This is a genomic window from Streptomyces albidochromogenes (assembly GCF_005981925.1).
Lineage (GTDB): Bacteria > Actinomycetota > Actinomycetes > Streptomycetales > Streptomycetaceae > Streptomyces > Streptomyces albidochromogenes.
In genome coordinates, this window is the sequence record NZ_VBVX01000041.1 from 1 (window position 1) to 25,606 (window position 25,606).

The following is a 25,606-nucleotide window of genomic DNA, read 5'->3' on the forward strand; positions in this document are numbered from 1 at the left end:
GGCGGCGGCGCCGGCCCCTACGGCGCGCTGGGCGCCGCCGACGCCAACGGCCTGCGCCTGCCGTCCGGCTTCACCAGCCGCGTCATAGCCCGCTCCGGCCAGAAGGTCGGCTCGACCGCGTACACCTGGCACAACGCGCCGGACGGCGGCGCGTGTTACGCCGACGGCACCGGGTGGATCTACGTGTCCAACTCGGAGATCAACCCCTCCGGCGGCGCGGGCGCGGTCCGCTTCTCCTCCACCGGCGCGATCACCGGCGCGTACCGCATCCTGTCCTCCACCCGCCAGAACTGCGCGGGCGGCAAGACGCCGTGGAACACCTGGCTCTCCTGCGAGGAGGTCGACCGGGGGTACGTCTACGAGACCGACCCGTGGGGCGTGAAGGCCGCCGTACGGCGTGACGCGATGGGCCGCTTCAAGCACGAGGCCGCCGCCGCCGACCCCGTACGCAGGACCGTCTACCTCACCGAGGACACGACCGACGGCTGCTTCTACCGCTTCACGCCCACCACGTGGGGCGACCTGTCGGCGGGCCGGCTCGAGGTGCTGAAGATGGGCTCGGGCACGTCGGGACCCGTCACCTGGGCCACCGTCCCCGACCCCAGCGGCGCCTCGACCGCTACCCGCAACCAGGTCTCCGGCGCCAAGCGCTTCACGGGCGGCGAGGGCTGCTACTACGCCGACGACACCTGCTGGTTCACCACCAAGGGCGACAACCGCGTGTGGCAGTACAACGCGGCCGCCCAGACCATCGAGCTCGCCTACGACGACTCGCTGGTGAACGGCACCGCTCCCCTGACCGGCGTGGACAACGTCACGGGCACGTCGTCCGGCGACCTGTTCGTCGCCGAGGACGGCGGGAACATGGAGATCTGCGTGATCACGCCGGACGACATGGTGGCCTCCTTCCTGCGGATCGACGGCCAGTCGGGCTCGGAGATCACCGGCCCGGCGTTCTCGCCGGACGGCAGGCGCCTGTACTTCTCCAGCCAGCGCGGTACGAGCGGCAGCTCGTCCGGCGGCATCACCTACGAGGTCACGGGGCCGTTCCGCGGCTGACGCCCCGCCGCTCCGGTCACGTCCGACGAAGGTACGAGCGCTTCCGCTGTGGCGCCGCCCCGCAGGAGGGCGGCGCCCAGTGGCGTCAGGGTGTGGAGGACCGCGTTGCCGTGGCGCAGGGTGACGATCAGGCCCGCCTCGCGCAGCACGCACGCGTGCTGGCTCGCCGAGGCGAGCGACACCCCCGCCCGGCGGGCGAGTTCGCTCGTCGTACAGCCGCCGCCGATGGCCCCGAGCACGGTGGAGCGGGTGTGGCCGACCAGCCGCCCCAGCGGCGGCCCGGGGTCGTCCACCGGGACCGGGGCGTCCGCGTGGGTCACGGGGTAGACGAGCACGGGCGGCAACTGCGGGTCGCGGTAGACCACCGGAGTGCCCCGGCAGAAGAACGACGGCTGGAGCAGCAGGCCCCGGCCGCGCAGGTACAGATCCCGGTCGACCGGATAGTCGGCCTCCAGGACCGGTGGCCGCCAGCGCAGCATCGGCGGCAGGGAGGCGAGGAGTTCGTCCGCGCCGCCGTCGAGCAGAGCGCGGCCCCGGGCCGCCCGGTCGGCCTCGATACGGGCCTGGATGTGCGGCCAGTACGGCTCGACCGTGGCGCGGTGGTAGCCGCGCAGCGCACCGGCGAGGCGGGCCAGCGGCTCGCCCCGGCCGCCGGCCAGCGGCGCCAGGCGCTGATGCGTGGACGCGGCGGCGCTGCTCGGGGACGTCCGGTCGTCCGCGCGGCGGGAGGCGGCGAGCAGGGCGAGTTCGGCGCGCAGCCGCTCGGGGGCGGTGGCCCGTACGGCCTCCAGCCCCGTGTCCATGCCGCGCGCCCCCTCACGAGGCGTCAGGAAATCGGGAAAGTAACCCCTGTTCGGTATGAGAGATGCGAGCAGTCGTGTTTCACCGTTCAACCGAGTCCGGGATTCCCGGCGCCATTCTCCGAACACCTTGGCACCGCGCCGGTCTCGCAATCTGTGAAAACTGAGCACCGTTTCCCATAACGCGTCCGGCCGGTCGGACAGCCGAATCCTCGACAGGTCAACACCGGAGAAATGAACACGTAGCACCGAAGCCCCATCTGTTGCATCCGCAATCGCCCCCCGCAGCAGAGTATGCACGCCATCACACGCCGTTACCACGGCCTTTCGGCCACAGTTGAAACGCATCGCGCGCTCCCTGTGCCGAACGAAATGCTGTCCTCGTCGGTCACGACACCGGAGTCACCGGAAAGACGCAGTGAAGGCCGTGGGGGGCTTTGCTGGGTCTGGCGGCGGTCGGCGAAGGTAGCGGCTCAGTGTCCGACGAGGTATCAGGATGTGGTCGCCGGGTGGGGATCCGGCGACCGCATCCTGCCTCGTTTTAGGGGAAACTGGCGGAATTCAACTGCTGCCGTCTTGTTCAGACCTGTACGTCCGAGCGCCCCTTGAATACCCGGTCGTCACGTGCCACCCAGCCGCCCGCCCGGACCGGCGAACGCCGGACGCGGCCACGTAAACGGTGCGCCCGCGATCGCGAACTCCTGGGCCAGCGTGGGGAGTTCAGGACGGGTCGCGCAGCTCGGAGACCGCCATGCCGCGCGACGCCCCCGGCAGGTCGCGTACCGGCGCCGGACCGGACAGGACGAAGCGGCAGCACCTCCTGAGAGGTACCGCCGCTTCGTTCGTACCGGAGCCGCCGCCGGTCCGGTGAGGGTGAGGGTGCACCGCCGGCGGCTCCGGGGCCCTGGCGGGCCGGCCGGTCTAGCGCGAGTCGCTGCCCGTCGACTGCGCCGCCGCGCGACCCGCCTCCAGGCGCGCCACAGGGATCCGGAAGGGCGAGCAGGACACGTAGTCCAGGCCGACCTCGTGGAAGAAGTGCACCGACTCCGGGTCACCGCCGTGCTCGCCGCACACGCCGAGCTTCAGGTCGGGGCGCGTGGCGCGGCCCGCCTCGACGGCCGAGCGCACCAGCGAGCCGACGCCGTCGCGGTCGATGGTCTCGAACGGGGAGACCCCGAAGATGCCCTTCTCCAGGTACGCCGTGAAGAAGCTCGCCTCGACGTCGTCGCGGGAGAAGCCCCAGACGGTCTGGGTGAGGTCGTTCGTACCGAAGGAGAAGAACTGCGCGGCCTCGGCGATCTGGCCGGCCGTCAGGGCGGCGCGCGGCAGCTCGATCATCGTGCCGATGGTCAGCTTCAGGTTCGTGCCGGTGGCGGCCTCGACCTCGGCGATGACCTGGTCGGCCTCCTCGCGGACGATCTCCAGCTCCTGGACGGTGCCGACGAGCGGAATCATGATCTCCGCACGCGGGTCGCCCTTGGCGTTCTTGCGGTGCGCGGCCGCCTCGGCGATCGCCCGCACCTGCATGGCGAACAGGCCCGGGATGACGAGGCCCAGACGTACCCCGCGCAGACCCAGCATCGGGTTCTGCTCGTGCAGCTTGTGCACGGCCTGCAGGAGGCGCAGGTCGTTCTCGTTGTGGTCCTTGCGGGACTCGGCGAGGGCGACGCGGACCGACAGCTCGGTGATGTCGGGGAGGAACTCGTGCAGCGGCGGGTCGAGCAGCCGCACCGTCACCGGGAGCCCGTCCATCGACTCGAACAGCTCGATGAAGTCGGCCTTCTGGAGCGGCAGCAGCGCGCCCAGCGCCTGCTCGCGCTCGTCGTCGGTGTCGGCCAGGATCAGCCGCTCGACGAGCTCGCGGCGCTCACCGAGGAACATGTGCTCGGTGCGGCACAGGCCGATGCCCTGGGCGCCGAAGCGGCGGGCGCGCAGCGCGTCCTCGGCGTTGTCGGCGTTGGCGCGCACCCGCAGGCGGCGCACCCGGTCGGCGTACGCCATGATCCGGTGCACGGCGGCGACCAGCTCGTCGGCGTCGTCGGCGCCGGCGTGCATGCGGCCCTCGAAGTACTCGACGACCGGCGACGGTACGACGGGCACCTCTCCGAGGTACACCTTGCCGGTGGAGCCGTCGATGGAGACGACGTCGCCCTCCTCGACGACGATCCCGCCCGGGGCCGTCATGCGGCGGCGCTTCGTGTCGACCTCGATCTCCTCGGCGCCGCAGACACAGGTCTTGCCCATGCCGCGGGCGACGACGGCGGCGTGCGAGGTCTTGCCGCCGCGCGAGGTCAGGATGCCCTCGGCGGCGATCATGCCGTCGAGGTCGTCGGGGTTGGTCTCACGGCGGATGAGGATGACCTTCTCGCCGGAGCGCGACCACTTGACGGCCGTGTACGAGTCGAAGACGGCCTTGCCGACCGCGGCGCCCGGGGAGGCGGCGATGCCGCGGCCCAGCTTCTCGGTCTTCGCCTCGTCGTCGAAGCGCGGGAACATCAGCTGCGCGAGCTGTGCGCCGTTGACGCGCTGGAGCGCCTCGGCCTCGTCGATGAGGCCCTGGTCGACGAGCTGCGTGGCGATGCGGAAGGCGGCACCGGCGGTGCGCTTGCCGACACGGGTCTGGAGCATCCACAGCTGGCCGCGCTCGATCGTGAACTCGATGTCGCAGAGATCCTTGTAGTGGGTCTCCAGCGTCTCCATGATCTGCATGAGCTGGTCGTACGACGCCTTGTCGATGCTCTCGAGGTCGGCGAGCGGCACGGTGTTGCGGATACCGGCGACGACGTCCTCGCCCTGCGCGTTCTGCAGGTAGTCGCCGTACACGCCCTGGTGGCCGCTGGCGGGGTCGCGGGTGAAGGCGACGCCGGTGCCGGAGTCGGGGCCGAGGTTGCCGAAGACCATGGAGCAGACGTTGACGGCCGTGCCGAGGTCGCCGGGGATGCGCTCCTGGCGGCGGTACAGCTTCGCGCGGTCGGTGTTCCACGAGTCGAAGACCGCGTTTATGGCGAGGTCCATCTGCTCGCGCGGGTCCTGCGGGAAGTCGCGCCCGGCCTGGTCGGAGACGATCTTCTTGAACTTGCGGACCAGCTTCTTGAGGTCGGCCGCCTCGAGGTCGGTGTCGACCGTGACCTTCTTGGCGTGCTTGGCCTGCTCCAGCGCCTCTTCGAAGAGCTCGCCGTCGACGCCGAGGACGGTCTTGCCGAACATCTGGATGAGACGGCGGTACGAGTCCCACGCGAAGCGCTCGTCGCCGCCGGCCTGCTTGGCGAGACCGGTGACCGACTTGTCGGAGAGCCCGATGTTCAGGACGGTGTCCATCATGCCGGGCATGGAGAACTTGGCGCCCGAGCGCACGGAGACGAGCAGCGGGTTGTCGGCCTGGCCGAGCTTCTTGCCCATCTTCTGCTCGAGGGCGTCGAGGTGCCGGCTGACCTCGGCGCGCAGCGCCTCCGGCGCCTCGCCGCTGTCGAGGTAGACCTTGCACGCCTCGGTGGTGATGGTGAAGCCCGGAGGAACGGGCAGCCCGAGGTTGGTCATCTCGGCGAGGTTGGCGCCCTTGCCACCCAGCAGGTCCTTGAGGTTCCTGTTGCCTTCGGTGAAGTCATAAACGAACTTCTGACCCTCGGGCGCGTTGGCTACCTGGGGTTCTTTGTTTTCCGACACGGGTCTCGACTCCTCGAGGACGCGGTGGCTGCCCTGACGGCGAGGAACATACCCAGATCGAAGGTGTCTGGGTACGTCCACCTGACTGTCATGAGGCCTTAACCACTCGTCCGCCAGCAGATCGAAAGTGATCAACAACTTCGGGGACCCGTCGGCGTGCGTTCAAGTGTTCAACTCAAAACTACGCACAGTCAGCGTCTCAGCGCAGATGATCACCACACCGTGAGGGATGGTTTGATCGATCAAAACAAAAGAAGGTGGCACCCAGTGCCACCTTTTGAGAGGTGCAACCCCGCCTGATGTGCTCATCTGAGCAATGAGCGCATCAGGCGTGGCGAGGATCACTTCTCAGATGAGACCCTACCGAGACCGGAATCTCACCCTCCGGACGTGTCCAACTCCGCATCCGCGCTCACGGCGGAGCAGTCGTACGGGTCCTTCAGCCAGCCATCGGGCAGGACAACCCGCCCATTGCCGGACGAACGCCCCCTGGGCCCGTCCGCCCCCACCGGCCACGACTGGTCCAGATCGAGCTCGCTCAAGTGAGCGTCCATTTCGTCCAGGGATGAGGAGATCGCAAGCTTCTTCCGCATCTCCGAACCGACCGAGAACCCCTTCAGGTACCAGGCGACGTGCTTACGGAAGTCAATGACCCCGCGTGCCTCGTCCCCGATCCACTCACCCAGCAGTTCCGCGTGCCTGCGCATCACCGCGGCGACCTCGCGCAGCGTCGGGGCGGCGTACGCGCCGGTGCCCTCGAAGCCCGCCACCAGGTCCGCGAACAGCCAGGGCCGCCCCAGGCACCCGCGCCCGACGACCACGCCGTCACAGCCGGTCTCGCGCATCATCCGCAGGGCGTCGTCGGCGGACCAGATGTCGCCGTTGCCCAGGACCGGGATCTCCGGCACGTGCTCCTTCAGGCGCGCGATGGCGTCCCAGTCGGCCGTGCCGCCGTAGTGCTCCGCCGCCGTGCGCCCGTGCAGCGCGATCGCCGTGACGCCCTCCTGGACCGCGATCCGCCCCGCGTCGAGGTAGGTGAGGTGGTCGTCGTCGATGCCCTTGCGCATCTTCATCGTTACCGGCAGGTCGCCCGCGTTGGAGACGGCCTCGGTCAGGATGGCGCGCAGCAGGGGCCGCTTGTACGGGAGCGCCGAGCCGCCGCCCTTGCGCGTCACCTTCGGGACCGGGCAGCCGAAGTTCAGGTCGATGTGATCGGCCAGGTCCTCGTCCACGATCATGCGGACCGCCTTGCCGACGGTGACCGGGTCCACGCCGTACAGCTGGATCGAGCGCGGCGTCTCCGTCGCGTCGAAGTGGACCAGCTGCATGGTCTTCTCATTGCGCTCGACCAGCGCCCTCGTCGTGATCATCTCGCTCACGAACAGCCCCTTGCCGCCGGAGAACTCACGGCACAGGGTGCGGAAAGGAGCGTTGGTGATGCCGGCCATGGGAGCGAGCACCACCGGCGGCTGCACGGAGTGCGGGCCGATGGAGAGCATGGGGAGCGCGGTGGTCATGGCCCCATTGTCCCGTACGGCGAGAGTCGTTAGTGAGCCGTACTATCCGCGTATGCCCGAGCTGAGCCACCGGCGGCGGTTGCTGGTGCTGGCGATCTGCTGCATGAGCCTGCTGATCGTGAGCCTCGACAACACCGCGCTCAACGTCGCGCTCCCCTCCATGCGCGAGGAACTCGGCGCGACGGTCGCCGGAATGCAGTGGGCCGTCGACGCGTACACGCTCGTCCTCGCCTCGCTCCTGATGCTCGCGGGATCGACCGCCGACCGGATCGGGCGGCGCAAGGTCTTCCAGGTTGGTCTCGTGCTCTTCACCCTCGGTTCGCTGCTGTGCTCCCTGGCCCCGAATCTCGGCGCGCTCGTGGCCTTCCGCACGGTCCAGGCCGTCGGCGGCTCGATGCTCAACCCCGTCGCCATGTCGATCATCACCAACACCTTCACGGAGCCGCGCGCACGGGCGCGCGCGATCGGTGTGTGGGGCGGTGTGGTCGGGATCTCCATGGCGGCCGGCCCGCTGATCGGCGGGCTGCTGGTGGACGCGGTGAGCTGGCGGGCCATCTTCTGGGTCAACCTGCCGGTGGGCGTCGCCGCCCTGCTGCTGACGGCCCGGTACGTGCCCGAGTCGCGCGCCCCGAGGCCGCGCCGCCCCGACCCGGTGGGACAGCTGCTCGTCGTCGCACTGCTCGGCCCGCTCACGTACGCGATCATCGAGGCGCCCGTGGAGGGCTGGACGTCACCGGTGATCCTGCTGTGCGCGGGAACGGCCGTGGCGGCCCTCGCGGGCCTGCTCGTGTACGAGCCGAGACGGGCGGACCCACTGATCGATCTGCGGTTCTTCCACAGCGCGCCCTTCAGCGGGGCCACGGTGATCGCGGTGTGCGCGTTCGCGGCGCTCGGCGGGTTCCTCTTCGTGAACACGCTGTACCTCCAGGACGTACGCGGGTTCTCGGCGCTGCACGCCGGGCTCTACATGCTGCCGATGGCGGGGCTGACCCTGGTCTGCGCGCCGCTGTCCGGGCGCCTCGTCGGCAGCCGGGGTCCCCGGCTCCCGCTCCTGGTGGCCGGCGTCACGATGGCGGCCAGCGGGGTGCTGTTCGCGGCGTTCGAGGCGGAGACGTCCACACCCCTGCTGTTCACCGGGTACGTGCTCTTCGGCATCGGCTTCGGCCTGGTGAACGCGCCGATCACCAACACCGCCGTGTCGGGCATGCCACGCGCCCAGGCGGGCGTGGCCGCCGCCGTCGCCTCGACGAGCCGGCAGGTCGGCCAGACGCTCGGCGTCGCCGTCATCGGCGCGGTGCTCGCCGCCGGGCTGCACGGGCGCGCGTACGAGGACGCCTTCGTCGCGGCGAGCGGGCCGGCCTGGTGGATCATCGCCGGCTGCGGGCTCTGCGTCCTGCTGGTGGGCGCGCTGACCAGCGGTCCGTGGGCCCTGCGCACCGCCTGCCGGACGGCCGCCCGCCTGGACGGCTCCCCCGGCGGCCGTCCGGCGGCGCGCGCGGCGCCCTGAGCCGGACACGGGAGTGGGCCCGGACCGCCGCGTGCGGTCCGGGCCCACCTCTGGGGCGCTTGTACGTCAGCTCTGCGCGTCCTGGGTGTCCTGGCCGCCGTCGGCGGCCGCCTCGACGTCTTCCGGCCCGGCGGCGCGCTCACGCATCTTGCGCAGCAGCTCCTCCTTGTGGTCGGAGGCGAGCTTGCGGTCGGCGTTGCGTGTCGGGCCGTTGGCCGCGAGTTCGGCGCGGGACATCCTCTTGCGCTGCCCGCCTACGCCGAGAAGGTTGTTGCGGCTCTTTGCCACGGGGTTCTCCCGAAGTGATGAGAAGTGATCTGCGGATTCGTCGGGTGGGGGGCGGACGTGGGGTCCGCCGCGCGCTCACTCGTAGATCTGGAAGAACATGCATGCGACATTACCGGGCCGCGGGGGCGCCGGGCACCAGATTTTCCCGCCGCCCCGCCCCGGGGGCGACGCGAAGGCCCCGGCTCCGCTGCGCGGAACCGGGGCCTTCGGGCGTACGGACAGGTCAGCAGCCGAGGAGGCGGCCGCCCAGGTACGACTGGATCTGGTCCAGCGAGACGCGCTCCTGCTTCATGGTGTCGCGCTCGCGCACCGTCACCGCGTTGTCGTCGAGGGTGTCGAAGTCGACGGTCACGCAGAACGGCGTACCGATCTCGTCCTGACGACGGTAGCGGCGGCCGATGGCGCCGGCGTCGTCGAACTCGATGTTCCAGTTCTTGCGCAGGTCGGTCGCCAGGCCCTTGGCCTTCGGCGACAGCTGCGGGTTGCGGGACAGCGGCAGGACCGCGACCTTGACCGGCGCCAGGCGCGGGTCGAGGCGCATCACGGTGCGCTTCTCCATGACGCCCTTGGCGTTCGGCGCCTCGTCCTCGATGTACGCGTCGAGCATGAAGGCGAGCATGGCGCGGTTCACGCCGGCCGCCGGCTCGATGACGTACGGAGTCCAGCGCTCGCCGGCCTCCTGGTCGAAGAACGACAGGTCCTGGCCGGACGCCTTGGAGTGCGCCTTGAGGTCGAAGTCCGTGCGGTTGGCCACGCCCTCCAGCTCGGAGAACTCGTTGCCGCCGAAGTTGAAGCGGTACTCGATGTCGGCGGTGCGCTTCGAGTAGTGCGAGAGCTTCTCCGCCGGGTGCTCGAACCAGCGCATGTTCTCCTCACGGAGACCAAGCTCGCGGTACCAGCTCCAGCGCTGCTCCATCCAGTATTCCTGCCACTGCTCGTCCTCGCCCGGCTTGACGAAGAACTCCATCTCCATCTGCTCGAACTCGCGGGTGCGGAAGATGAAGTTGCCCGGAGTGATCTCGTTCCGGAAGGACTTGCCCATCTGCGCGATGCCGAACGGCGGCTTCTTGCGCGAAGTCTGCTGCACCTGGGCGAAGTTGGTGAAGATGCCCTGCGCGGTCTCGGGGCGCAGGAAGGCGCGCGAGCCGGTGTCCTGGGTCGGGCCCAGGTGCGTCTCCAGCATGCCGGAGAACTGCTTGGGCTCGGTGAACTGGCCCTTGGTGCCGCAGTTCGGGCAGTTGACGTCGGCCAGGCCGTTCTCGGGGGCACGACCGTTGTGCTTGGCCTCGTACGCCTCGATCAGGTGGTCGGCGCGGTGGCGCTTGTGGCACGCGGTGCACTCGGTGAGCGGGTCGGAGAACGTCGCGACGTGACCGGACGCCTCCCACACCTCGGGGGCCAGGATCACCGAGGAGTCGAGACCGACGACGTCCTCGCGCGCGATGACCATGGAGCGCCACCACTGGCGCTTGATGTTCTCCTTGAGCTCGACACCCAGCGGCCCGTAGTCCCAGGCGGCCCGGGAGCCGCCGTAGATCTCACTGCACGGGTAGACGAAGCCACGGCGCTTGCTCAGGCTGACGATGGTGTCGATCTTGTCGGCGGCCACGGTGCTCTCTTCATTACGACGACGACGAACGCGAATGATTCAGATTACCGGCGCTCGTACCCCTCGGATCAAATCGGTACCGGGGCACGGGATCGCCGAGGGGGCCGGGCTCAGGTCACATCCCGCATTATTGACAATCGTTTCCACTTTTGTTGAAAATGGGTGTCATGAACGTACGACGACGCCTCATACCCACCGCCGCCACCGCCGGGGCCGTGGCGCTCGGCCTGATGGCCGTCAGCGCCTGCTCCTCGTCCTCCGGCGCCGCCGGCAAGAACGGCGACGGCAAGCTCGACGTGGTGGCGTCGTTCTACCCGATGCAGTTCCTCGCCGAGGAGATAGGCGGCGACCACGTATCCGTCTCGACCCTCACGAAGCCGGGCGTGGAACCGCACGACCTGGAGCTCAGCCCGAAGCAGACCGCCGGACTCGGCGACGCGGGCCTCATCCTCTACCTCAAGGGCCTCCAGCCCGCCGTCGACGAGGCGGTCGCGCAGTCCGGTGTGGAACACGCCGTCGACGCCGCCGGCCTCACCCACCTCGAAGAACACGGTACCGAGGCCGGCCACGACGAGCACTCCGGCGAGGAGCACGCGGACGAGCACGCCGAAGAAGGCCACGACCACTCCGAGGCCGGCGGCGACCCCCACGTCTGGCTCGACCCCGTGAAGTACTCCGAGGTCGCCAAGGGCGTCGGGAAGGCCCTGGAGAAGGCCGACCCCGACCACGCCGCCGCGTACAAGAAGAACACCGACGCCCTGGTCGGCAAGCTCGACGGCCTGCACACGAAGTTCGACAAGGGCCTGAAGAACACCGACACCCGGACGTTCATCACGACACACGCCGCCTTCGGCTACCTCGCCGAGCGCTACCACCTCAAGCAGGAGGGCATCAGCGGCGTCGACCCCGAGTCCGAGCCCAGCCTCTCCCGCATGAAGACGCTCCAGAAGACCGCCAAGGACGACAAGGTCACCACGGTCTTCTTCGAGACGCTCGTCAGCGACAGGACCGCCAAGACCCTCGCGGACGACACCGGCCTGAAGACCGACGTCCTGGACCCGCTGGAGGGAATCACGGACAAGTCCGAGGGCGCTGACTACATCGAGGTCATGGAGTCCAACCTCGCCGCGCTGGAGAAGGCCCTCGGCGCGAAGTGAACCAGGTCTCCCCCAGCACACCCGGCACCCCGGCAGCAACGGAGGCGCGAGCCATGAAGCCAGAGCCAGAGCAGCCCGTCATATCGCTGCGCGGCGCCACCGCAACGCTCGGCTCACGCCCGGTGCTGCGCGGCGTCGACCTCGCCGTGCACCGCGGCGAGGTCGTGTCCCTGCTCGGCGCCAACGGCTCCGGCAAGTCGACCGCGGTGCGTTCCGTGATCGGCCAGGTGCCCCTCACCGGCGGCTCCGTCGACCTCTTCGGCACGCCGCTGCGCCGCTTCCGCGACTGGGCGCGCGTCGGGTACGTACCGCAGCGCACGACGGCCGCCAGCGGCGTTCCCGCGACCGTGTACGAGGTCGTCTCGTCCGGCCGCCTCTCCCGCGCGAAGCTGCGGTGGCCCTCGAAGGCCGACCGGGCCGCCGTGCACCGCGCCATCGAGCTCGTCGGGCTCGCGGACCGCGCCAAGGACTCCGTGAACGCCCTCTCGGGCGGCCAGCACCAGCGCGTCCTGATCGCGCGGGCGCTCGCCTCCGAGCCGGAACTGCTGATCATGGACGAGCCGATGGCGGGCGTGGACCTCGTCAGCCAGGAGATCCTCGCCACGACTCTGCGCGAGCAGGTCGTCGCCGGTACGACCGTCCTGCTCGTCCTGCACGAACTCGGCGCCCTGGAGCCGCTGATCGACCGAGCGGTCGTGCTGCGCGACGGCTGTGTCACCCACGACGGACCGCCCCCGCGGTCGCTCGGCCAGCACGCGCTGCCCGGTCACGACCACGTACACCCGCACTCGGACTCCGAGCCCGTCCGGACGGGACTGCTGACCTGATCATGGAAATTCTCGAAACAGCCTTCATGCAGCGGGCCCTGCTCGCCGCCGTCCTCGTCGGCATCACCGCCCCCGCCGTCGGCATCTACCTCGTCCAGCGCCGCCAGGCCCTGATGGGCGACGGCATCGGCCATGTCGCCATGACCGGCGTCGGCCTCGGCTTCCTGCTGAGCGCCAACCCGGTGTGGATGGCCGCGCTCGTCTCGATCGCCGGCGCCGTCGCGATGGAACTGATCCGCTGGTACGGCCGCATGCGCGGCGACATGGCGCTGGCCATGCTCTTCTACGGCGGCATGGCGGGCGGCGTCCTGCTGATCAACCTCGCCCCGAACGGCTCGAACTCCAACCTCACCTCGTACCTCTTCGGCTCGCTGTCGACCGTCTCGGACGCGGACGTCGTCGCGATCTGCCTGCTCGCCGCCTTTGTGATGCTCGTCACGGTCGGCCTGCGGCGGCACCTCTTCGCGATCAGCCAGGACGAGGAGTTCGCCCGCGTGACCGGTCTGCCGGTGCGCGCCCTGAATCTCCTGATCGCGGTCACCGCAGCGGTCACGGTCACCGTCGCCATGCGCGTCGTCGGGCTGCTGCTGGTCAGCGCGCTGATGGTGGTGCCGGTGGCGGCGGCGCAGCAGATCACGCGGTCCTTCAAGGTGACGTTCGTCCTCGCCGTGGTCATCGGCACGGCCGTGACGCTGGCCGGCACGGTCACCTCGTACGAGTACGAGGTGCCGCCGGGCGCGACGATCGTGCTGCTGGCCATCGGTGTCTTCTTCGTGCTGACCGCGCTGGCCGGCCCGCTCGCCCGGCGCCGGAGCCGGACCCTGTCCGAGGCGGATGCCGGGGCGCCGGCCGGCTGTAGCGTGGAGGCGGGCGGACTGCCGGACGGCTCCCGCCCCGCCTACGTCGCCAAGGTCTGACCGGCATCCGGCGGCGACCTGGCAGAATGGCCCGACATACGTACGGGCGACCAGAGGAGGCACCTGTGACCACTGCGGGAACCCCATCCCCGGTGCGTGGCCGGTCCACCAGGCAGCGGGCCGCCGTGGCGGCCGCGCTCGACGAGGTGGACGAGTTCCGCAGCGCGCAGGAGCTTCACGACATGCTCAAGCACCGGGGCGACTCGGTCGGGCTGACGACGGTCTACCGCACCCTGCAGTCCCTCGCCGACGCCGGCGAGGTGGACGTCCTGCGCACCAGCGAGGGCGAGGCGGTGTACCGGCGCTGTTCCAGCGGTGAGCACCACCACCATCTGGTGTGCCGGGTGTGCGGCAAGGCCGTCGAGGTCGAGGGCCCCGCGGTCGAGAAGTGGGCGGAGGCCATCGCGGCCCAGCACGGCTATGTCAACGTGGCCCACACCGTGGAGATCTTCGGCACCTGCGTGGAGTGCGCGGCGAGCGTCTGAGGCGTACGAGAGGGGGCCCGCACCGGTCGATGTCCGGTGCGGGCCCGCTTTCACGCCCACGGGCCCTCAGGGGCGTCTCAGAGCCGCCGCAGGTTCCGGTCGAGGATGTCCCGCAGCCGGCCCATGTCGTCCGGGGCCGCGAGGCCGCGCTTGGGCAGGACCTCCAGGCACAGGATGCCCGGGTCCCGGCTGAGCAGCACGACGTGGTCGCGGGTCTCCCGGTAGCCCCGCAGGAGCGACCAGCGCACGGTCAGGGTCGCGTGCTCGGTGGCGGCGGACACGCCCGCCCCGGTGACCGTCGTACGGTATTCGCCCTGCCACCCCACGACGCGCATCACGTGGTGCGCCTGCACGTGCGGAACCGCCCAGACGAGCAACACGACCAGGACGCACAGCAGGACGTTGCCCGCCGGCGGCCCTCCGGGCGCGACCAGCAGCAGCAGGCCGCAGCCCGCGAACAGCGTCATCACCGCCCCCCGCAGCACATGGAGCCGCCGTACGCGGTCACGGACCCGGAGGCCCGCCAGAACGTCGCCGCGCGCCGGCCGGTACGTCAGCTCGACGCTTTCCGCGGCCTCAATGATGTCCCGCCCCTGATGATCCATGGGGCGGGATCCTAACCATCCGGCGCGGCCCGCCCCGCGCCGCCCTACATGCTGCCCGCGGCCAGCTGCTCCTCGTTCGGGACGGCGCCGCCGAAGCGCCGGTCGCGGGAGGCGTACTCGACGCAGGCCCGCCACAGGTCGCGGCGGTCGAAGTCGGGCCACAGGACGTCCTGGAAGACCATCTCGGCGTACGCGCTCTGCCAGATCAGGTAGTTGGACGTGCGCTGTTCGCCGCTGGGGCGCACGAAGAGGTCCACGTCCGGCATGTCCGGGTAGTACATGTACTTCGCGAAGGTCTTCTCATTGACCTTCGACGGGTCGAGCTTTCCCGCCGCCACATCGCGCGCGATGCCCTGCGCCGCGTCCGCGATCTCCGCGCGCCCGCCGTAGTTGACGCAGAAGTACAGCGTCATGGCGTCGTTGTTCTTGGTCTGCTCCTGGGCGACCTGGAGCTCCTGGACGACGGACTTCCACATCTTGGGCATCCGGCCGGTCCACCGGATGCGGATGCCGAGTTCGTCCATCTCGTCGCGGCGGCGGCGGATGACGTCCCGGTTGAAGTTCATCAGGAAGCGCACCTCCTCCGGCGAGCGCTTCCAGTTCTCGGTGGAGAAGGCGTACAGGGAGAGGTTCTTGACGCCCATTTCGAGGCAGCCCTTGAGCACGTCGAGTACGACGCCCTCGCCGACCTTGTGGCCCTCGGTGCGCGGAAGCCCGCGCTCCTTCGCCCAGCGGCCGTTGCCGTCCATGACGACGGCCACGTGCTCCGGGACCAGCTCGCTGGGGATCTTCGGCGGCCGCGCGCCGGACGGGTGCGGCTCCGGCGTCCTGTACTCGCGCCGGTTACGGCCCAGAATCCCGCGTCGTGCCATGAGCTTCTCTCTCCCTCGATTCACTTTTCCACATACCGCAGCGAGCGCAGGCCGCGCTCCAAGTGCCAGTGCAGATAGGCCGACACCAGCCCGCTGCCCTCCCGGACGTGCCGCGCCTCACAGCTGTCCGCCGTCTCCCAGTCCCCCGTCAGCAGCGCGCTGAGCAGTCCGACGGCCTCAGCCGAGGGTACGACGCTTCCGGGCACCCGGCAGTCGCCGCAGACGACACCGCCGGCGGCGACGGAGAAGAACCGGTTCGGCCCGTGCAGCCCGCACCGCGCGCAGTCGTCAAAGCTCGGCGCGTAGCCGTTGACGGCCAGCGAACGCAGCAGGAAGGCGTCGAGGATGAGGTTCGGGGCGTGCTCGCCGCGGGCCAGGGTGCGCAGGCCGCCGACGAGCAGCAGGTACTGCTGCACGGCGGGCTCGCCCTCGTGGTCGGTGAACCGCTCGGCGGTCTCCAGCATCGCCGTGCCGGCGGTGTAGCGGCCGTAGTCGGTGACGATTCCGCCGCCGTACGGGGCGATCGTCTCGCTCTGGGTGCACAGCGGCAGGCCGCGCCCGACGAGTTCGCTGCCGCGGGAGAAGAACTGCACGTCGACGTGCGAGAAGGGCTCCAGCCGCGCGCCGAACTTGGATTTGGTCCGCCGCACGCCCCGGGCGACGGCGCGTACCCGGCCGTGACCGCGGGTGAGCAGCGTGATGATCCGGTCCGCCTCACCCAGCTTCTGGGTGCGCAGCACGATGCCGTCGTCGCGGAACAGGGTCATGGGTCCATTCTCGCCCAGACGCCGTCATCAAGGAGACCTTTGAGTCCTCATAAGGTCTGCTTATGAGGTCATAGGCGGGGGTCACGTACCTGACCCGGCATATCGTTGCCTAGGGTGACGCACGAGACAGTTGTCGCCACCCGAAGGGAAACTTCCCCATGCCCCGCCCCCTGAGGGTCGCGATCGTAGGCGCCGGCCCCGCCGGGATCTACGCCGCCGACGCCCTGCTGAAGTCCGACGCCGCGACCGACCCCGGGGTGTCCATCGACCTCTTCGAGCGGATGCCGGCTCCCTTCGGTCTCATCCGGTACGGCGTGGCACCCGACCACCCGCGTATCAAGGGCATCGTCACCGCCCTCCACCAGGTGCTGGACAAGCCGCAGATACGCCTCTTCGGGAACGTCGACTACCCGTCCGACATCGGCCTGGACGACCTGCGGGCGTTCTACGACGCGGTGATCTTCTCCACCGGTGCGAGCGCCGACCGGGCGATGGACATACCCGGCATCGGCCTCGACGGCTCCTACGGCGCCGCCGACTTCGTCTCCTGGTACGACGGCCACCCGGACGTCCCGCGCACCTGGCCGCTCGACGCCGAGAAGGTCGCCGTCCTCGGCGTCGGCAACGTCGCGCTCGACGTGGCGCGCATCCTCGCGAAGACCGCCGACGAGCTGCTCCCGACCGAGATCCCGGCGAACGTGTACGACGGCCTCGCCGCCAACCAGGCGCGCGAGATCCACGTCTTCGGGCGGCGCGGACCGGCGCAGGCGAAGTTCAGCCCGATGGAGCTGCGCGAACTGGACCACTCCCCCACCATCGAGGTCGTCGTCAACCCCGAGGACATCGACTACGACGACGGCAGCATCGCCACCCGCCGCGCCAACAAGCAGGCGGACATGGTCGCCAAGACGCTGGAGAACTGGGCGATCCGGGACATCGGCGACCGGCCCCACAAGCTCTTCCTGCACTTCTTCGAGTCGCCCACCGAGGTCGTCGGCGAGGACGGCAGGGTCGTCGGCCTGCGCACGGAGCGCACGGAGCTGGACGGCACGGGCAATGTCACGGGCACGGGCGAGACGCGGACCTGGGACGTGCAGGCCGTCTACCGCGCGGTGGGCTACCTCTCCGACGAACTGCCCAAGCTGCCCTTCGACTTCACCACCGGCACCGTCCCGCACGAGGGCGGCCGCGTGATCGAGGCGGGCGAGCACCTTCCCTCGACGTACGTCACCGGCTGGATCAAGCGCGGCCCCGTCGGCCTCATCGGCCACACCAAGGGCGACGCCAACGAGACGGTGGCCCACCTCCTGGAAGACCACGGAGCCGGCCGCCTGCCCGCTCCCGCCGCGCCGCAGGAGGACGCCGTGGTGGACTTCCTCGCGGGCCGGGGCGTCGCGTACACGACGTGGGAGGGCTGGCACCGCCTCGACAGCGCCGAGCGCGCGCTGGGCGCCGCCGAGGGCCGCGAGCGCGTGAAGATCGTCGAGCGCGAGGACATGCTGCGCGCGAGCGCGGCTCCTCAGGACTGAGCAGGGGCGGGACCGGGCCCGGCGGGCCTATGAGGGCGTACGCGCCGTCGTGAGCAGCCGGGCCGTGTCCTCCGGGCGGATAAGCAGCGCGCCGCCGACGATCGTCAGCACCTCGCGCTCCGCCGGGCTGTACGGGCCGTCGGCGAGGGCGATCCGGGCGCCCTGGAGCAGGATCGCTTCACGGCCGGCGGGCGCGAGGTGCGGGGCCAGCGGTTCGAGCGCCTCGTGCAGCTCGATGGCGAGCGCGGCGCCGCAGGGGTCGGCGGGGTCCGCGGCCCCTCCGTACGCGCCGGGAAGGCGCCCGGCGTCGGCGGCGAGGGCGTCGATCAGGGTGGTGAGCCGGTCCTCGGTGCAGTCGTCGAACCCGGCGGCGCGGACGGCCCGGACGGCGGTGACCCGGACCGTGCGCGACGAGGCCCCGCCGGCCGCGAGCACGGCGAGGGCGACGGTGTGAACGGCGTCGCGCAGCATCGCGGCGAAGCGGACGGTGGTGGGGTGGTCGAGCGCCTCGGTGCCGAAGCGGGCCTGGCAGGCCGCGCATTCGACGACCGGGCCCACGTCACCGCGCGCCAGGACCGGGATGCCGAGCACGGTGAGGCGTCTGCGGCCCGTACGGCGCCGGTAGTTGCGGTCGCCGCCGCAGTCGGGGCAGAAGAACTCGCCGTCACCTACGGTGTTCCACGCGGTGCGAACGCCCCATACACATCGTTTCCGCCCTCGGGTCTGCAGCACGTCGCACCTCCGTAACGCTCCGGCAACGCTGCCGTGTGGCCGTGATGTTAGCCACATCCGCGAGGCCGCGTCAGCACCCCGGGCGTGAGGGAGACACACGAGGAGCCGGGCGTGGCCGAAAATCGACCCGCCCGGCTCGCGTCGTGCCGGGGCCGCAGGCTCAGCGCGCGGCGCGGTTCACGGCGGAGACGACCGCCTTCAGCGACGCGCGCGTGGTGTTCGCGTCGATGCCGATGCCCCACAGCACCTTGCCGTCGATGGCGCATTCGATGTACGAGGCGGCCTGGGCGCTCGCACCCTCGCTCATCGTGTGCTCCTGGTAGTCCAGCAGCCTGGCGTCCACGCCGACCGCGCCCAGCGCCTCGAAGAAGGCCGAGATCGGGCCATTGCCGGTGCCGGTCAGCACGGTGTCGACGCCGTCCACGACCGCCTCGACGGTCAGCGTGTCCTGGCCGTCCGTGTCGGTGGTGGTCTGGCCGGAGCGCAGCTGGATGCGTCCCCAGGCGTTGGCCGAGTTCGGCAGGTACTCGTCCTGGAAGACCGACCAGATCGCCTTCGGCGTGACCTCACCGCCCTCGGCGTCCGTCTTGGCCTGGATGATCCGGGAGAACTCGATCTGCATGCGGCGCGGCAGGTCCAGCTTGTGGTCGTTCTTCAGGACGTACGCGATGCCGCCCTTGCCGGACTGCGAGTTGACCCGGATGACCGCCTCGTACGAACGGCCCACGTCCTTCGGGTCGATCGGCAGGTACGGCACGGCCCACTCGATGTCGTCGACCGTCTTGCCGGCGGCGGCCGCCTCGGCCTCCATGGCGTCGAAGCCCTTCTTGATGGCGTCCTGGTGGGAGCCGGAGAAGGCGGTGTAGACCAGGTCGCCCGCGTAGGGGTGGCGCGGGTGGACCTCCATCTGGTTGCAGTACTCGCTGGTGCGGCGGATGTCGTCGATCTGCGAGAAGTCGATCTGTGGGTCGACGCCCTGGGAGAACAGGTTCATGCCCAGGGTGACCAGGTCGACGTTGCCGGTGCGCTCGCCCTGCCCGAACAGGCAGCCTTCGATGCGGTCGGCGCCCGCCATGATCGCCAGCTCGGCGGCGGCGACGGCGGTGCCCCGGTCGTTGTGCGGGTGCACGGACAGGCAGACGTACTCGCGGCGGGACAGGTTGCGGGACATCCACTCGAAGCGGTCCGCGTGCGTGGACGGCGTCGAACGCTCCACGGTGGCGGGCAGGTTCAGGATGATCTCCCGGCCCTCCTCCGGCTGCCACACGTCGCAGACGGCCTCGCAGACCTCCAGGGCGAAGTCCAGCTCGGTGTCGGTGAAGATCTCCGGGCTGTACTGGTAACCGAAGACCGTCTCCGGGCCCAGCAGCTTGTCGGCGTACTCCATCACCAGCCGGGTGCCGTCCACGGCGATCTGCTTGACCTGCTCCTTGGAGCCGCGGAAGACGACGCGGCGGAAGGTCGGCGCGGTGGCGTTGTAGAGGTGCACGGTCGCGCGCCGGGCGCCGACCAGCGACTCGACGGTCCGCTCGATCAGCTCCTCGCGGGCCTGCGTCAGGACGGAGATCGTCACGTCCTCGGGGATCGCGCCCTCTTCGATGATGGAGCGGACGAAGTTGAAGTCCGTCTCGCCGGAGGACGGGAAGCCGACCTCGATCTCCTTGTAGCCCATGCGTACGAGCAGGTCGAACATCTCGCGCTTGCGGGCCGGGCTCATGGGGTCGATCAGCGCCTGGTTGCCGTCGCGCAGGTCGGTGGAGAGCCAGCGGGGCGCCTTGGTGATGCGGCGGTCCGGCCAGGTCCGGTCGGGGATGTCCACGGCCTCGTACGGGCCGTACTTGTGGACCGGCATCCCGGACGGCTTCTGCAGCTGCGTCGCGTTGGTGATCGGCGTGGGGCGGCCAACAGGGGCGTTCATCGCGTGGGGCTCCTCGGTGTCCTGCAAAGGGGACGGCCGACGGTGTCGCTGCAGCACCAGACTCCGCGGGGAGGGGGTCGGCCTGGAACTACAGACCCTCGCCGCGGCAGCTAAGGAGAAGCAGCCCGTAACGCATGATGTGCCGCAGCCTAGCCGAGTCGGGCCGGTTTCGCCGGACCCGTATCAGTATGCGGGACCACCCCGGGGGTAACGGGCGGGTAACGGGCGAAAGTGATCCTTCACTCGATTTCATCAATCATGGTCGCAAGTAGTGACAGCCATGTGACCCAGTGCCACATTGCGGCCATGAAGGCCACACATCCCGTGTTCTGCACCATCGTGCCGCCCCACGTCCTCGACAAGCTCGCCCAGGCCGACGATCCGGACCTCGCGGGCCCCGCCCGCCGGACCCTCGAAGCGGACGCCGCCCAGCGCACCCACCGCCGGCTGACCACGGTGCTCGGCGCACCGGCCGCGACCGTGCCCCAGGGCGCGGCCGCCGGCAAGCCGCACCGCACGGTCTACGACGCGCAGCACGGTCAGCGGCTGCCGGGCGTCAAGGTGCGCGGCGAGGGCGACGAGCCCGGCCGGGACGCCACCGTCAACCGTGCGTACGCGGGTCTCGGCGCCACCTTCGAGCTGCTCCTCAAGGGCTTCGAGCGGGACTCGATCGACGGGACCGGGCTGCCGCTCGTGGCGAGCGTCCACTACGGCGAGAACTATGGCAACGCCTTCTGGGACGGCCGGCAGATGGTCTTCGGCGACGGCGACGAGATCTTCCGCGACTTCACCATCCCGGTGGACGTGATCGCCCACGAGCTGGCCCACGGTCTGACGCAGTACACGGCCAACTTCACGTACTTCGGCCAGCCCGGCGCGCTCAACGAGTCGGTGTCCGACGTCTTCGGCTCCCTGGTCAAGCAGTACGTCAACGACGAGACCGCCGACCGGGCCGACTGGCTCATCGGCGCGGGCCTGCTGACCGAGCGCGTCACCGGGGTGGCCCTGCGCTCCATGAAGGCGCCCGGCACGGCGTACGACGACGACGTCCTCGGCAAGGACCCGCAGCCCGCGAAGATGGAGGACTACGTCCGTACCGGCCGGGACAACGGCGGCGTGCACATCAACTCCGGCATCCCGAACCACGCCTTCTACCTCCTCGCCACGGACCTCGGCGGCCGGGCGTGGGAGCGGGCGGGCCAGATCTGGTACGACACCCTGACCGGCGGGAGCCTCGAGGTCGACGCGAGCTTCGCCGACTTCGCGCGCGCCACCGTGGCGGCGGCCCGGGCCCGTTTCGGTGACGGCGAGGAGCTCGAGGCTCTGCTGAAAGCGTGGTCCCTGGTCGGGGTGCCTACCGGCTGAGGCGTATCCGTACTAGAACGGAACCATGCGAATTGGGGTAAGGCGTACGGGAGGCTTCGCCGGCATCGAGCGGTACGCCGAGGTCGACACCTCCGAACGGCCCGACGCCGGCGAGTGGCACGCCCTGGTCGAGGAGGCGGTCGCCGCCGGCCGGGGCACACCGCCGGTCGGCGTCCCGGACGGATTCAGCTACCAGATCACCGTCGACGGCGAGACCGTCTACTGCGCGGACCCGAGACTCACCGAGGCGCAGAGCCGGCTCATCTCGCAGGTCCTGAAGGAAGGGGCCTGACCGGTCGAAGCTCCGCGGGCGGCCGGGTCCGGCTGATCGCCGTCCGAGGCGACCGCGTTCCCGGCCGCACTCGCCATTGACACGGTTACCGGCGGTAGTGAGCATCGCTGCATGACGTCGCCGCCGCGCCCGCTGCCCCGCTTCCCCGCCGACTTCCTCTGGGGGGTGTCGACTTCGGCCCACCAGATCGAGGGCGCGGTCGGCGAGGACGGGCGGGGCATGTCGTCGTGGGACGCCTTCGCCGCCGAACCGGGGCGGATCAAGGACGGCTCCGACGCGTCCGTGGCGACCGACCACTACCACCGGTACGCGCGGGACGTGGCGCTGATCAAGGACCTGGGCGTCGGGGCGTACCGCTTCTCGGTGTCCTGGTCGCGGGTGCTGCCGGAGGGCGCCGGGGCGGTCAACGGGGCGGGACTCGACTTCTACGACCGGCTCGTCGACGAGCTGTGCGCGGCGGGAGTGCGCCCCGTGCCGACCCTCTTCCACTGGGACACCCCGCTGGCGCTGGAGAAGGCCGGCGGCTGGCTGGAGCGGGACACCGCCCACCGGTTCGCGGAGTACGCCGATGTGGTGGCCGCCCGGCTCGGCGACCGGGTGGACCGCTGGATCACCCTGAACGAGCCCGCCGAAGTGACGCTGCTCGGGTACGGGCTCGGGCAGCACGCCCCCGGCAGGCGCCTGCTCTTCGGCGCGCTGCCCGCCGCCCACCACCAGCTCCTGGGGCACGGTCTCGCCGTACAGGCGCTGCGGGCCAGGGGCGCGGACGGCATCGGGATCGCGAACTCGCACGGGCCGGTGCGGCCGGTGTCGGACGGCGAAGAGGACCGGGGCGCCGCCGACTTCTACGATCTGCTGCTCAACCGGCTGTTCGCCGACCCCCTGCTGCTCGGGCGGTATCCGGACGGGATCGCCGAGATGCTGCCGGGACCGGTGGCGGACGATCTGGCGCTCATCGCGTCACGGCCGCTCGACTGGTACGGGATCAACTACTACCAGCCGACGCTCGTCGGGGCCCCCGGCCCGGACGCGCCCACCGACTTCGCGGGCATCGCGATACCGCCGGAGATGCCGTTCTCCGTACGGGAGATCGAGGGGCACCCGCGGACGGCCTTCGGCTGGCCGGTCGTCCCCGACGCCCTGACCGAACTGCTGACGTCGTTCCGGGAGCGGTACGGCGACCGGCTGCCGCCCGTGGTCGTCACCGAGAACGGCTGCTCGTACGACGGTCTGGACGACCAGGAGCGGATCGCCTTCCTCGACGGCCATCTGCGGGCGCTGCACCGCGCTCTGGAGGCGGGTGTCGACGTGCGCGGGTACTTCGTCTGGTCGCTGATGGACAACTTCGAGTGGGCCGAGGGGTACACCCAGCGGTTCGGTCTGGTCCACATCGACTACGAGACGCTGGCGCGCACCCCGAAGGCGTCGTTCCACTGGCTGCGGGAGGCGTTGCGCGAGCAGCGGCCGCCCGGGTCCCCCGGGCGGCCGTGACGGCTAGAACCCCAGCTTGCGCAGCTGCTTGGGGTCCCGCTGCCAGTCCTTGGCGACCTTGACGTGCAGGTCCAGGTAGACCGGCGTGCCCAGCAGCGCCTCGATGTGCTTGCGCGACTTCGTACCGACGTCCTTCAGGCGCTGGCCCTTGGGGCCGATGATGATGCCCTTCTGGCTGGGACGCTCGATGTAGACGTTCGCGTGGATGTCGAGGAGCGGCTTGTCGGCCGGGCGGTCTTCGCGCGGCAGCATCTCCTCGACGACGACCGCGATGGAGTGCGGCAGCTCGTCCCGTACGCCTTCGAGGGCGGCCTCGCGGATCAGCTCCGCGACCATGACCATCTCGGGCTCGTCGGTGAGGTCGCCCTCGGGGTAGAGCGGCGGGCTCTCCGGGAGCAGCGGGATCAGCAGGTCGGCGAGGAGCGAAACCTGCTGGTCGCCGACGGCGGAGACCGGCACGATCTCCTGCCACTCGAAGCCGAGCTCCTTGGAGAGCTGGTCGACGGCGATGAGCTGTTCCGCGAGCTGCTTGGAGTCGACGAGGTCGGTCTTGGTGACGATCGCGACCTTCGGCGTCTTCTTGATGCCCGCGAGTTCCTTGGCGATGAACTTGTCGCCGGGGCCGAGCTTCTGGTCGGCGGGCAGGCAGAAGCCGATCACGTCGACCTCGGCCCAGGTGGTGCGTACGACGTCGTTGAGACGCTCGCCGAGCAGCGTGCGCGGCTTGTGGAGGCCGGGGGTGTCGACCAGGATCAGCTGCGCGTCGGGGCGGTGCACGATGCCGCGCACCGTGTGGCGCGTGGTCTGCGGCCGGCTGGACGTGATGGCGACCTTCTGGCCGACCAGAGCGTTCGTCAGGGTGGACTTGCCCGCGTTGGGGCGGCCGACGAAGCAGGCGAAGCCGGCCCGGTGGGGGGCCTCGGAAGACTGGGTGCGAGCGCTCATGCGTGCCATTCTCCCCGATGTACGCCGCCGGGCCGACCAGTGTCGGCCCGGGCGTTCACGCGGGGGCGGCCCCGGCTGCCGGAACGGGCCGCGCGGGTGGCTCCGGCTGGTGTCAGAGGCCGGCCTTGGCGCCGCACACCGGCCAGGCGCCGATGCCCTGGCCCTGGAGGACCTTGTCGGCGACTGCGGCCTGCTGCTGCGGGGTGGCCTGGTGGGCGCTCGCCGCGTACTTCGTGCCGCCGTACGCGGCCCAGGTGGACTGGGTGAACTGGAGGCCGCCGGAGAAGCCGTTGCCGGTGTTCGCCTTCCAGTCGCCGCCGGACTCGCACTGGGCGACCGCGGACCAGTCGGCCGTCGGGGCGGCGGAGGCGCTGCCGGTGCCGGCGAGGACCAGCATGCCGGTGGCTCCCGCGGCGACGAAGGAACCGGTGACGCGGCGGCGCAGGGCGGTGCGGGTCAGAGAGGAGAGCACGTCGGGTGACCTTTGTTCGGGGGCGGGGGGCTGCCCTCGGAGCGGAGGCTCCCTGCTGGGCATGACTCCACCGTCGCAGCGCGGTGCGCCGGGATCCACGGTCCTTCGGGAGCACGCGCGGGCCTTCCGGCCCCGCCTCTTGACAGCTCGGGTGCGGGCCGAAAGGCCCGGGCCGAAGGTCCCGCCGTCCCGCCGGAGCGGGCGTCCCGCCGGGTCGGCCCTGCGCCGCCGCGAGGGCCGCCCGGCCCCCGCCGCGGCGGGCGTGCGCCTCCTCACACGAGACCACCGCCACACCGGCCACCGGTGCGGGGGCCCGAATGCTCCTAGGCGCCGGCTGCCACGCTCTCCCGCAGGGCGCCGTCGGGGCCCGCCAGCAGGACCGGCGTTCCGGGGCCGCCGAGGTCCCGTACCGCCGCCCGGTCCTCCGCCGTCACGGAGTCCGCCGCCGTCACCACCGCCGCCGCCTCCAGCGACGTCGCGCCGCTCGCGACGGCCATCGCCACCGCCGTGCGCAGCGCGCTCAGCCGCAGGGAGTCGAGCGCGACGGTGCCGGCGACGTACGTGCGCCCCGTCTCGTCCCGTACGGCCGCCCCCTCGGGCACCCCGTTGCGCGCCCGCGCGCTGCGCGCCAGCGTGATGATCTTGCGGTCCTCGGGGTCGAGTTCGGTGCTCGGCGTGGTCTCAGTCATGCCCCGAGCATAGGGAGCGGGCACCGCTCGGCCCGCGACCGGGTGCATCGAGCCGCGCCGCCCGTCCGGCGAGTCCAGTTGCTCCGGCTTCCCGCCGTGC

At 70.7% G+C, this 25,606-nt stretch carries 23 protein-coding genes; 10 read left to right on the top strand and 13 right to left on the bottom strand.

From position 1 onward, the window contains the following. On the top strand, window positions 1–1,059 hold a 1,059-nt coding region (locus E2E34_RS08340), incomplete at its 5' end, for an alkaline phosphatase PhoX (RefSeq protein ID WP_138901271.1). Here the strand turns inward: E2E34_RS08340 and E2E34_RS08345 are convergent. The 3 genes from E2E34_RS08345 to dusB all read right to left on the bottom strand — a co-directional run bounded on the left by E2E34_RS08345 (window position 1,029) and on the right by dusB (window position 7,039). Next, window positions 1,029–2,108 (bottom strand): ArsR/SmtB family transcription factor, encoded by a 1,080-nt coding sequence (locus E2E34_RS08345; RefSeq protein WP_138901272.1) that lies wholly within the window; start codon window positions 2,106–2,108, stop codon window positions 1,029–1,031. The two genes, E2E34_RS08340 and E2E34_RS08345, sit on opposite strands and share 31 nt — an antisense overlap. Before the next feature lie 672 nt (window positions 2,109–2,780). After that, window positions 2,781–5,522 (bottom strand): pyruvate, phosphate dikinase, encoded by a 2,742-nt coding sequence (ppdK, locus tag E2E34_RS08350; RefSeq protein ID WP_138901273.1) that lies wholly within the window; start codon window positions 5,520–5,522, stop codon window positions 2,781–2,783. Between the two features lie 377 nt (window positions 5,523–5,899). Continuing rightward, window positions 5,900–7,039 carry a tRNA dihydrouridine synthase DusB gene (gene dusB / locus E2E34_RS08355; RefSeq protein WP_138901274.1) on the bottom strand — a complete coding sequence of 380 codons (1,140 nt, stop codon included), beginning with the start codon at window positions 7,037–7,039 and terminating at the stop codon, window positions 5,900–5,902. Between the two features lie 52 nt (window positions 7,040–7,091). On the opposite strand from dusB, the gene E2E34_RS08360 reads away from it, so the two are divergent. Continuing rightward, window positions 7,092–8,546, top strand: a complete 1,455-nt coding sequence (locus E2E34_RS08360) for an MFS transporter (protein ID WP_138901275.1) — start codon at window positions 7,092–7,094, stop codon at window positions 8,544–8,546. Between the two features lie 66 nt (window positions 8,547–8,612). Here E2E34_RS08360 and E2E34_RS08365 read toward each other — a convergent pair whose 3' ends face one another. Continuing rightward, the gene (locus E2E34_RS08365; protein WP_138901276.1) at window positions 8,613–8,834 is read right to left on the bottom strand and encodes a DUF6243 family protein; all 222 of its coding nucleotides are present in this window, start codon (window positions 8,832–8,834) and stop codon (window positions 8,613–8,615) included. 223 nt (window positions 8,835–9,057) lie between these two features. After that, complete coding sequence (locus tag E2E34_RS08370) at window positions 9,058–10,443, bottom strand: glycine--tRNA ligase (RefSeq protein ID WP_069928840.1); 1,386 nt, start codon at window positions 10,441–10,443, stop codon at window positions 9,058–9,060. Window positions 10,444–10,610: 167 nt separating this feature from the next. Here E2E34_RS08370 and E2E34_RS08375 point away from each other — a divergent pair, with 167 nt between their 5' ends. From E2E34_RS08375 to E2E34_RS08390, 4 genes are all read left to right on the top strand, one after another. After that, a complete protein-coding gene (locus E2E34_RS08375) occupies window positions 10,611–11,600 on the top strand; it encodes a metal ABC transporter substrate-binding protein (protein ID WP_138901277.1) in 990 nt (329 codons plus the stop codon). 53 nt (window positions 11,601–11,653) lie between these two features. Beyond that, entirely contained in the window at window positions 11,654–12,427 is a 774-nt protein-coding gene (locus E2E34_RS08380; protein WP_138901278.1) for a metal ABC transporter ATP-binding protein, read from the top strand. Between the two features lie 2 nt (window positions 12,428–12,429). Beyond that, window positions 12,430–13,344: a metal ABC transporter permease gene (locus E2E34_RS08385; RefSeq protein ID WP_138901279.1), complete on the top strand. Its 915-nt coding sequence runs from the start codon at window positions 12,430–12,432 to the stop codon at window positions 13,342–13,344. A gap of 65 nt (window positions 13,345–13,409) precedes the next feature. Next, window positions 13,410–13,829: a Fur family transcriptional regulator gene (locus tag E2E34_RS08390; protein ID WP_028813525.1), complete on the top strand. Its 420-nt coding sequence runs from the start codon at window positions 13,410–13,412 to the stop codon at window positions 13,827–13,829. Window positions 13,830–13,906: 77 nt separating this feature from the next. Here the strand turns inward: E2E34_RS08390 and E2E34_RS08395 are convergent, their stop codons facing one another. From E2E34_RS08395 to recO, 3 genes are read right to left on the bottom strand one after another with little or no spacing between them, the layout of a single operon-like run. Further along, the gene (locus E2E34_RS08395; RefSeq protein ID WP_138901280.1) at window positions 13,907–14,434 is read right to left on the bottom strand and encodes a YcxB family protein; all 528 of its coding nucleotides are present in this window, start codon (window positions 14,432–14,434) and stop codon (window positions 13,907–13,909) included. Between the two features lie 44 nt (window positions 14,435–14,478). After that, entirely contained in the window at window positions 14,479–15,306 is an 828-nt protein-coding gene (locus tag E2E34_RS08400) for an isoprenyl transferase (protein WP_138901281.1), read from the bottom strand. Window positions 15,307–15,326: 20 nt separating this feature from the next. Beyond that, window positions 15,327–16,073 (bottom strand): DNA repair protein RecO, encoded by a 747-nt coding sequence (gene recO / locus E2E34_RS08405; RefSeq protein WP_138895302.1) that lies wholly within the window; start codon window positions 16,071–16,073, stop codon window positions 15,327–15,329. A gap of 158 nt (window positions 16,074–16,231) precedes the next feature. On the opposite strand from recO, the gene E2E34_RS08410 reads away from it, so the two are divergent. Next, complete coding sequence (locus E2E34_RS08410) at window positions 16,232–17,602, top strand: FAD-dependent oxidoreductase (protein ID WP_138901282.1); 1,371 nt, start codon at window positions 16,232–16,234, stop codon at window positions 17,600–17,602. A 27-nt stretch (window positions 17,603–17,629) separates the two neighbouring features. On the opposite strand, the gene E2E34_RS08415 is transcribed toward E2E34_RS08410, so the two are convergent. Both E2E34_RS08415 and leuA read right to left on the bottom strand, forming a co-directional pair. Next, a complete protein-coding gene (locus tag E2E34_RS08415) occupies window positions 17,630–18,391 on the bottom strand; it encodes a TerB family tellurite resistance protein (protein WP_138901283.1) in 762 nt (253 codons plus the stop codon). Between the two features lie 103 nt (window positions 18,392–18,494). Next, window positions 18,495–20,252: a 2-isopropylmalate synthase gene (gene leuA / locus E2E34_RS08420; protein WP_138901284.1), complete on the bottom strand. Its 1,758-nt coding sequence runs from the start codon at window positions 20,250–20,252 to the stop codon at window positions 18,495–18,497. Window positions 20,253–20,558: 306 nt separating this feature from the next. On the opposite strand from leuA, the gene E2E34_RS08425 reads away from it, so the two are divergent. The 3 genes from E2E34_RS08425 to E2E34_RS08435 all read left to right on the top strand — a co-directional run bounded on the left by E2E34_RS08425 (window position 20,559) and on the right by E2E34_RS08435 (window position 23,400). After that, window positions 20,559–21,617 carry a M4 family metallopeptidase gene (locus E2E34_RS08425; protein WP_138901285.1) on the top strand — a complete coding sequence of 353 codons (1,059 nt, stop codon included), beginning with the start codon at window positions 20,559–20,561 and terminating at the stop codon, window positions 21,615–21,617. 25 nt (window positions 21,618–21,642) lie between these two features. Then, the gene (locus E2E34_RS08430; RefSeq protein WP_138901286.1) at window positions 21,643–21,909 is read left to right on the top strand and encodes a protealysin inhibitor emfourin; all 267 of its coding nucleotides are present in this window, start codon (window positions 21,643–21,645) and stop codon (window positions 21,907–21,909) included. Window positions 21,910–22,020: 111 nt separating this feature from the next. Further along, the gene (locus E2E34_RS08435; protein WP_138901287.1) at window positions 22,021–23,400 is read left to right on the top strand and encodes a GH1 family beta-glucosidase; all 1,380 of its coding nucleotides are present in this window, start codon (window positions 22,021–22,023) and stop codon (window positions 23,398–23,400) included. A 3-nt stretch (window positions 23,401–23,403) separates the two neighbouring features. Here the strand turns inward: E2E34_RS08435 and era are convergent, their stop codons facing one another. The 3 genes from era to E2E34_RS08450 all read right to left on the bottom strand — a co-directional run bounded on the left by era (window position 23,404) and on the right by E2E34_RS08450 (window position 25,506). Beyond that, window positions 23,404–24,345, bottom strand: a complete 942-nt coding sequence (era, locus tag E2E34_RS08440; RefSeq protein WP_138901288.1) for a GTPase Era — start codon at window positions 24,343–24,345, stop codon at window positions 23,404–23,406. A gap of 112 nt (window positions 24,346–24,457) precedes the next feature. After that, window positions 24,458–24,817 (bottom strand): transglycosylase family protein, encoded by a 360-nt coding sequence (locus tag E2E34_RS08445; RefSeq protein WP_425573343.1) that lies wholly within the window; start codon window positions 24,815–24,817, stop codon window positions 24,458–24,460. A gap of 323 nt (window positions 24,818–25,140) precedes the next feature. Further along, a complete protein-coding gene (locus E2E34_RS08450) occupies window positions 25,141–25,506 on the bottom strand; it encodes a cytidine deaminase-like protein (RefSeq protein WP_138901289.1) in 366 nt (121 codons plus the stop codon). Between the last annotated feature and the right edge of the window lie 100 nt (window positions 25,507–25,606).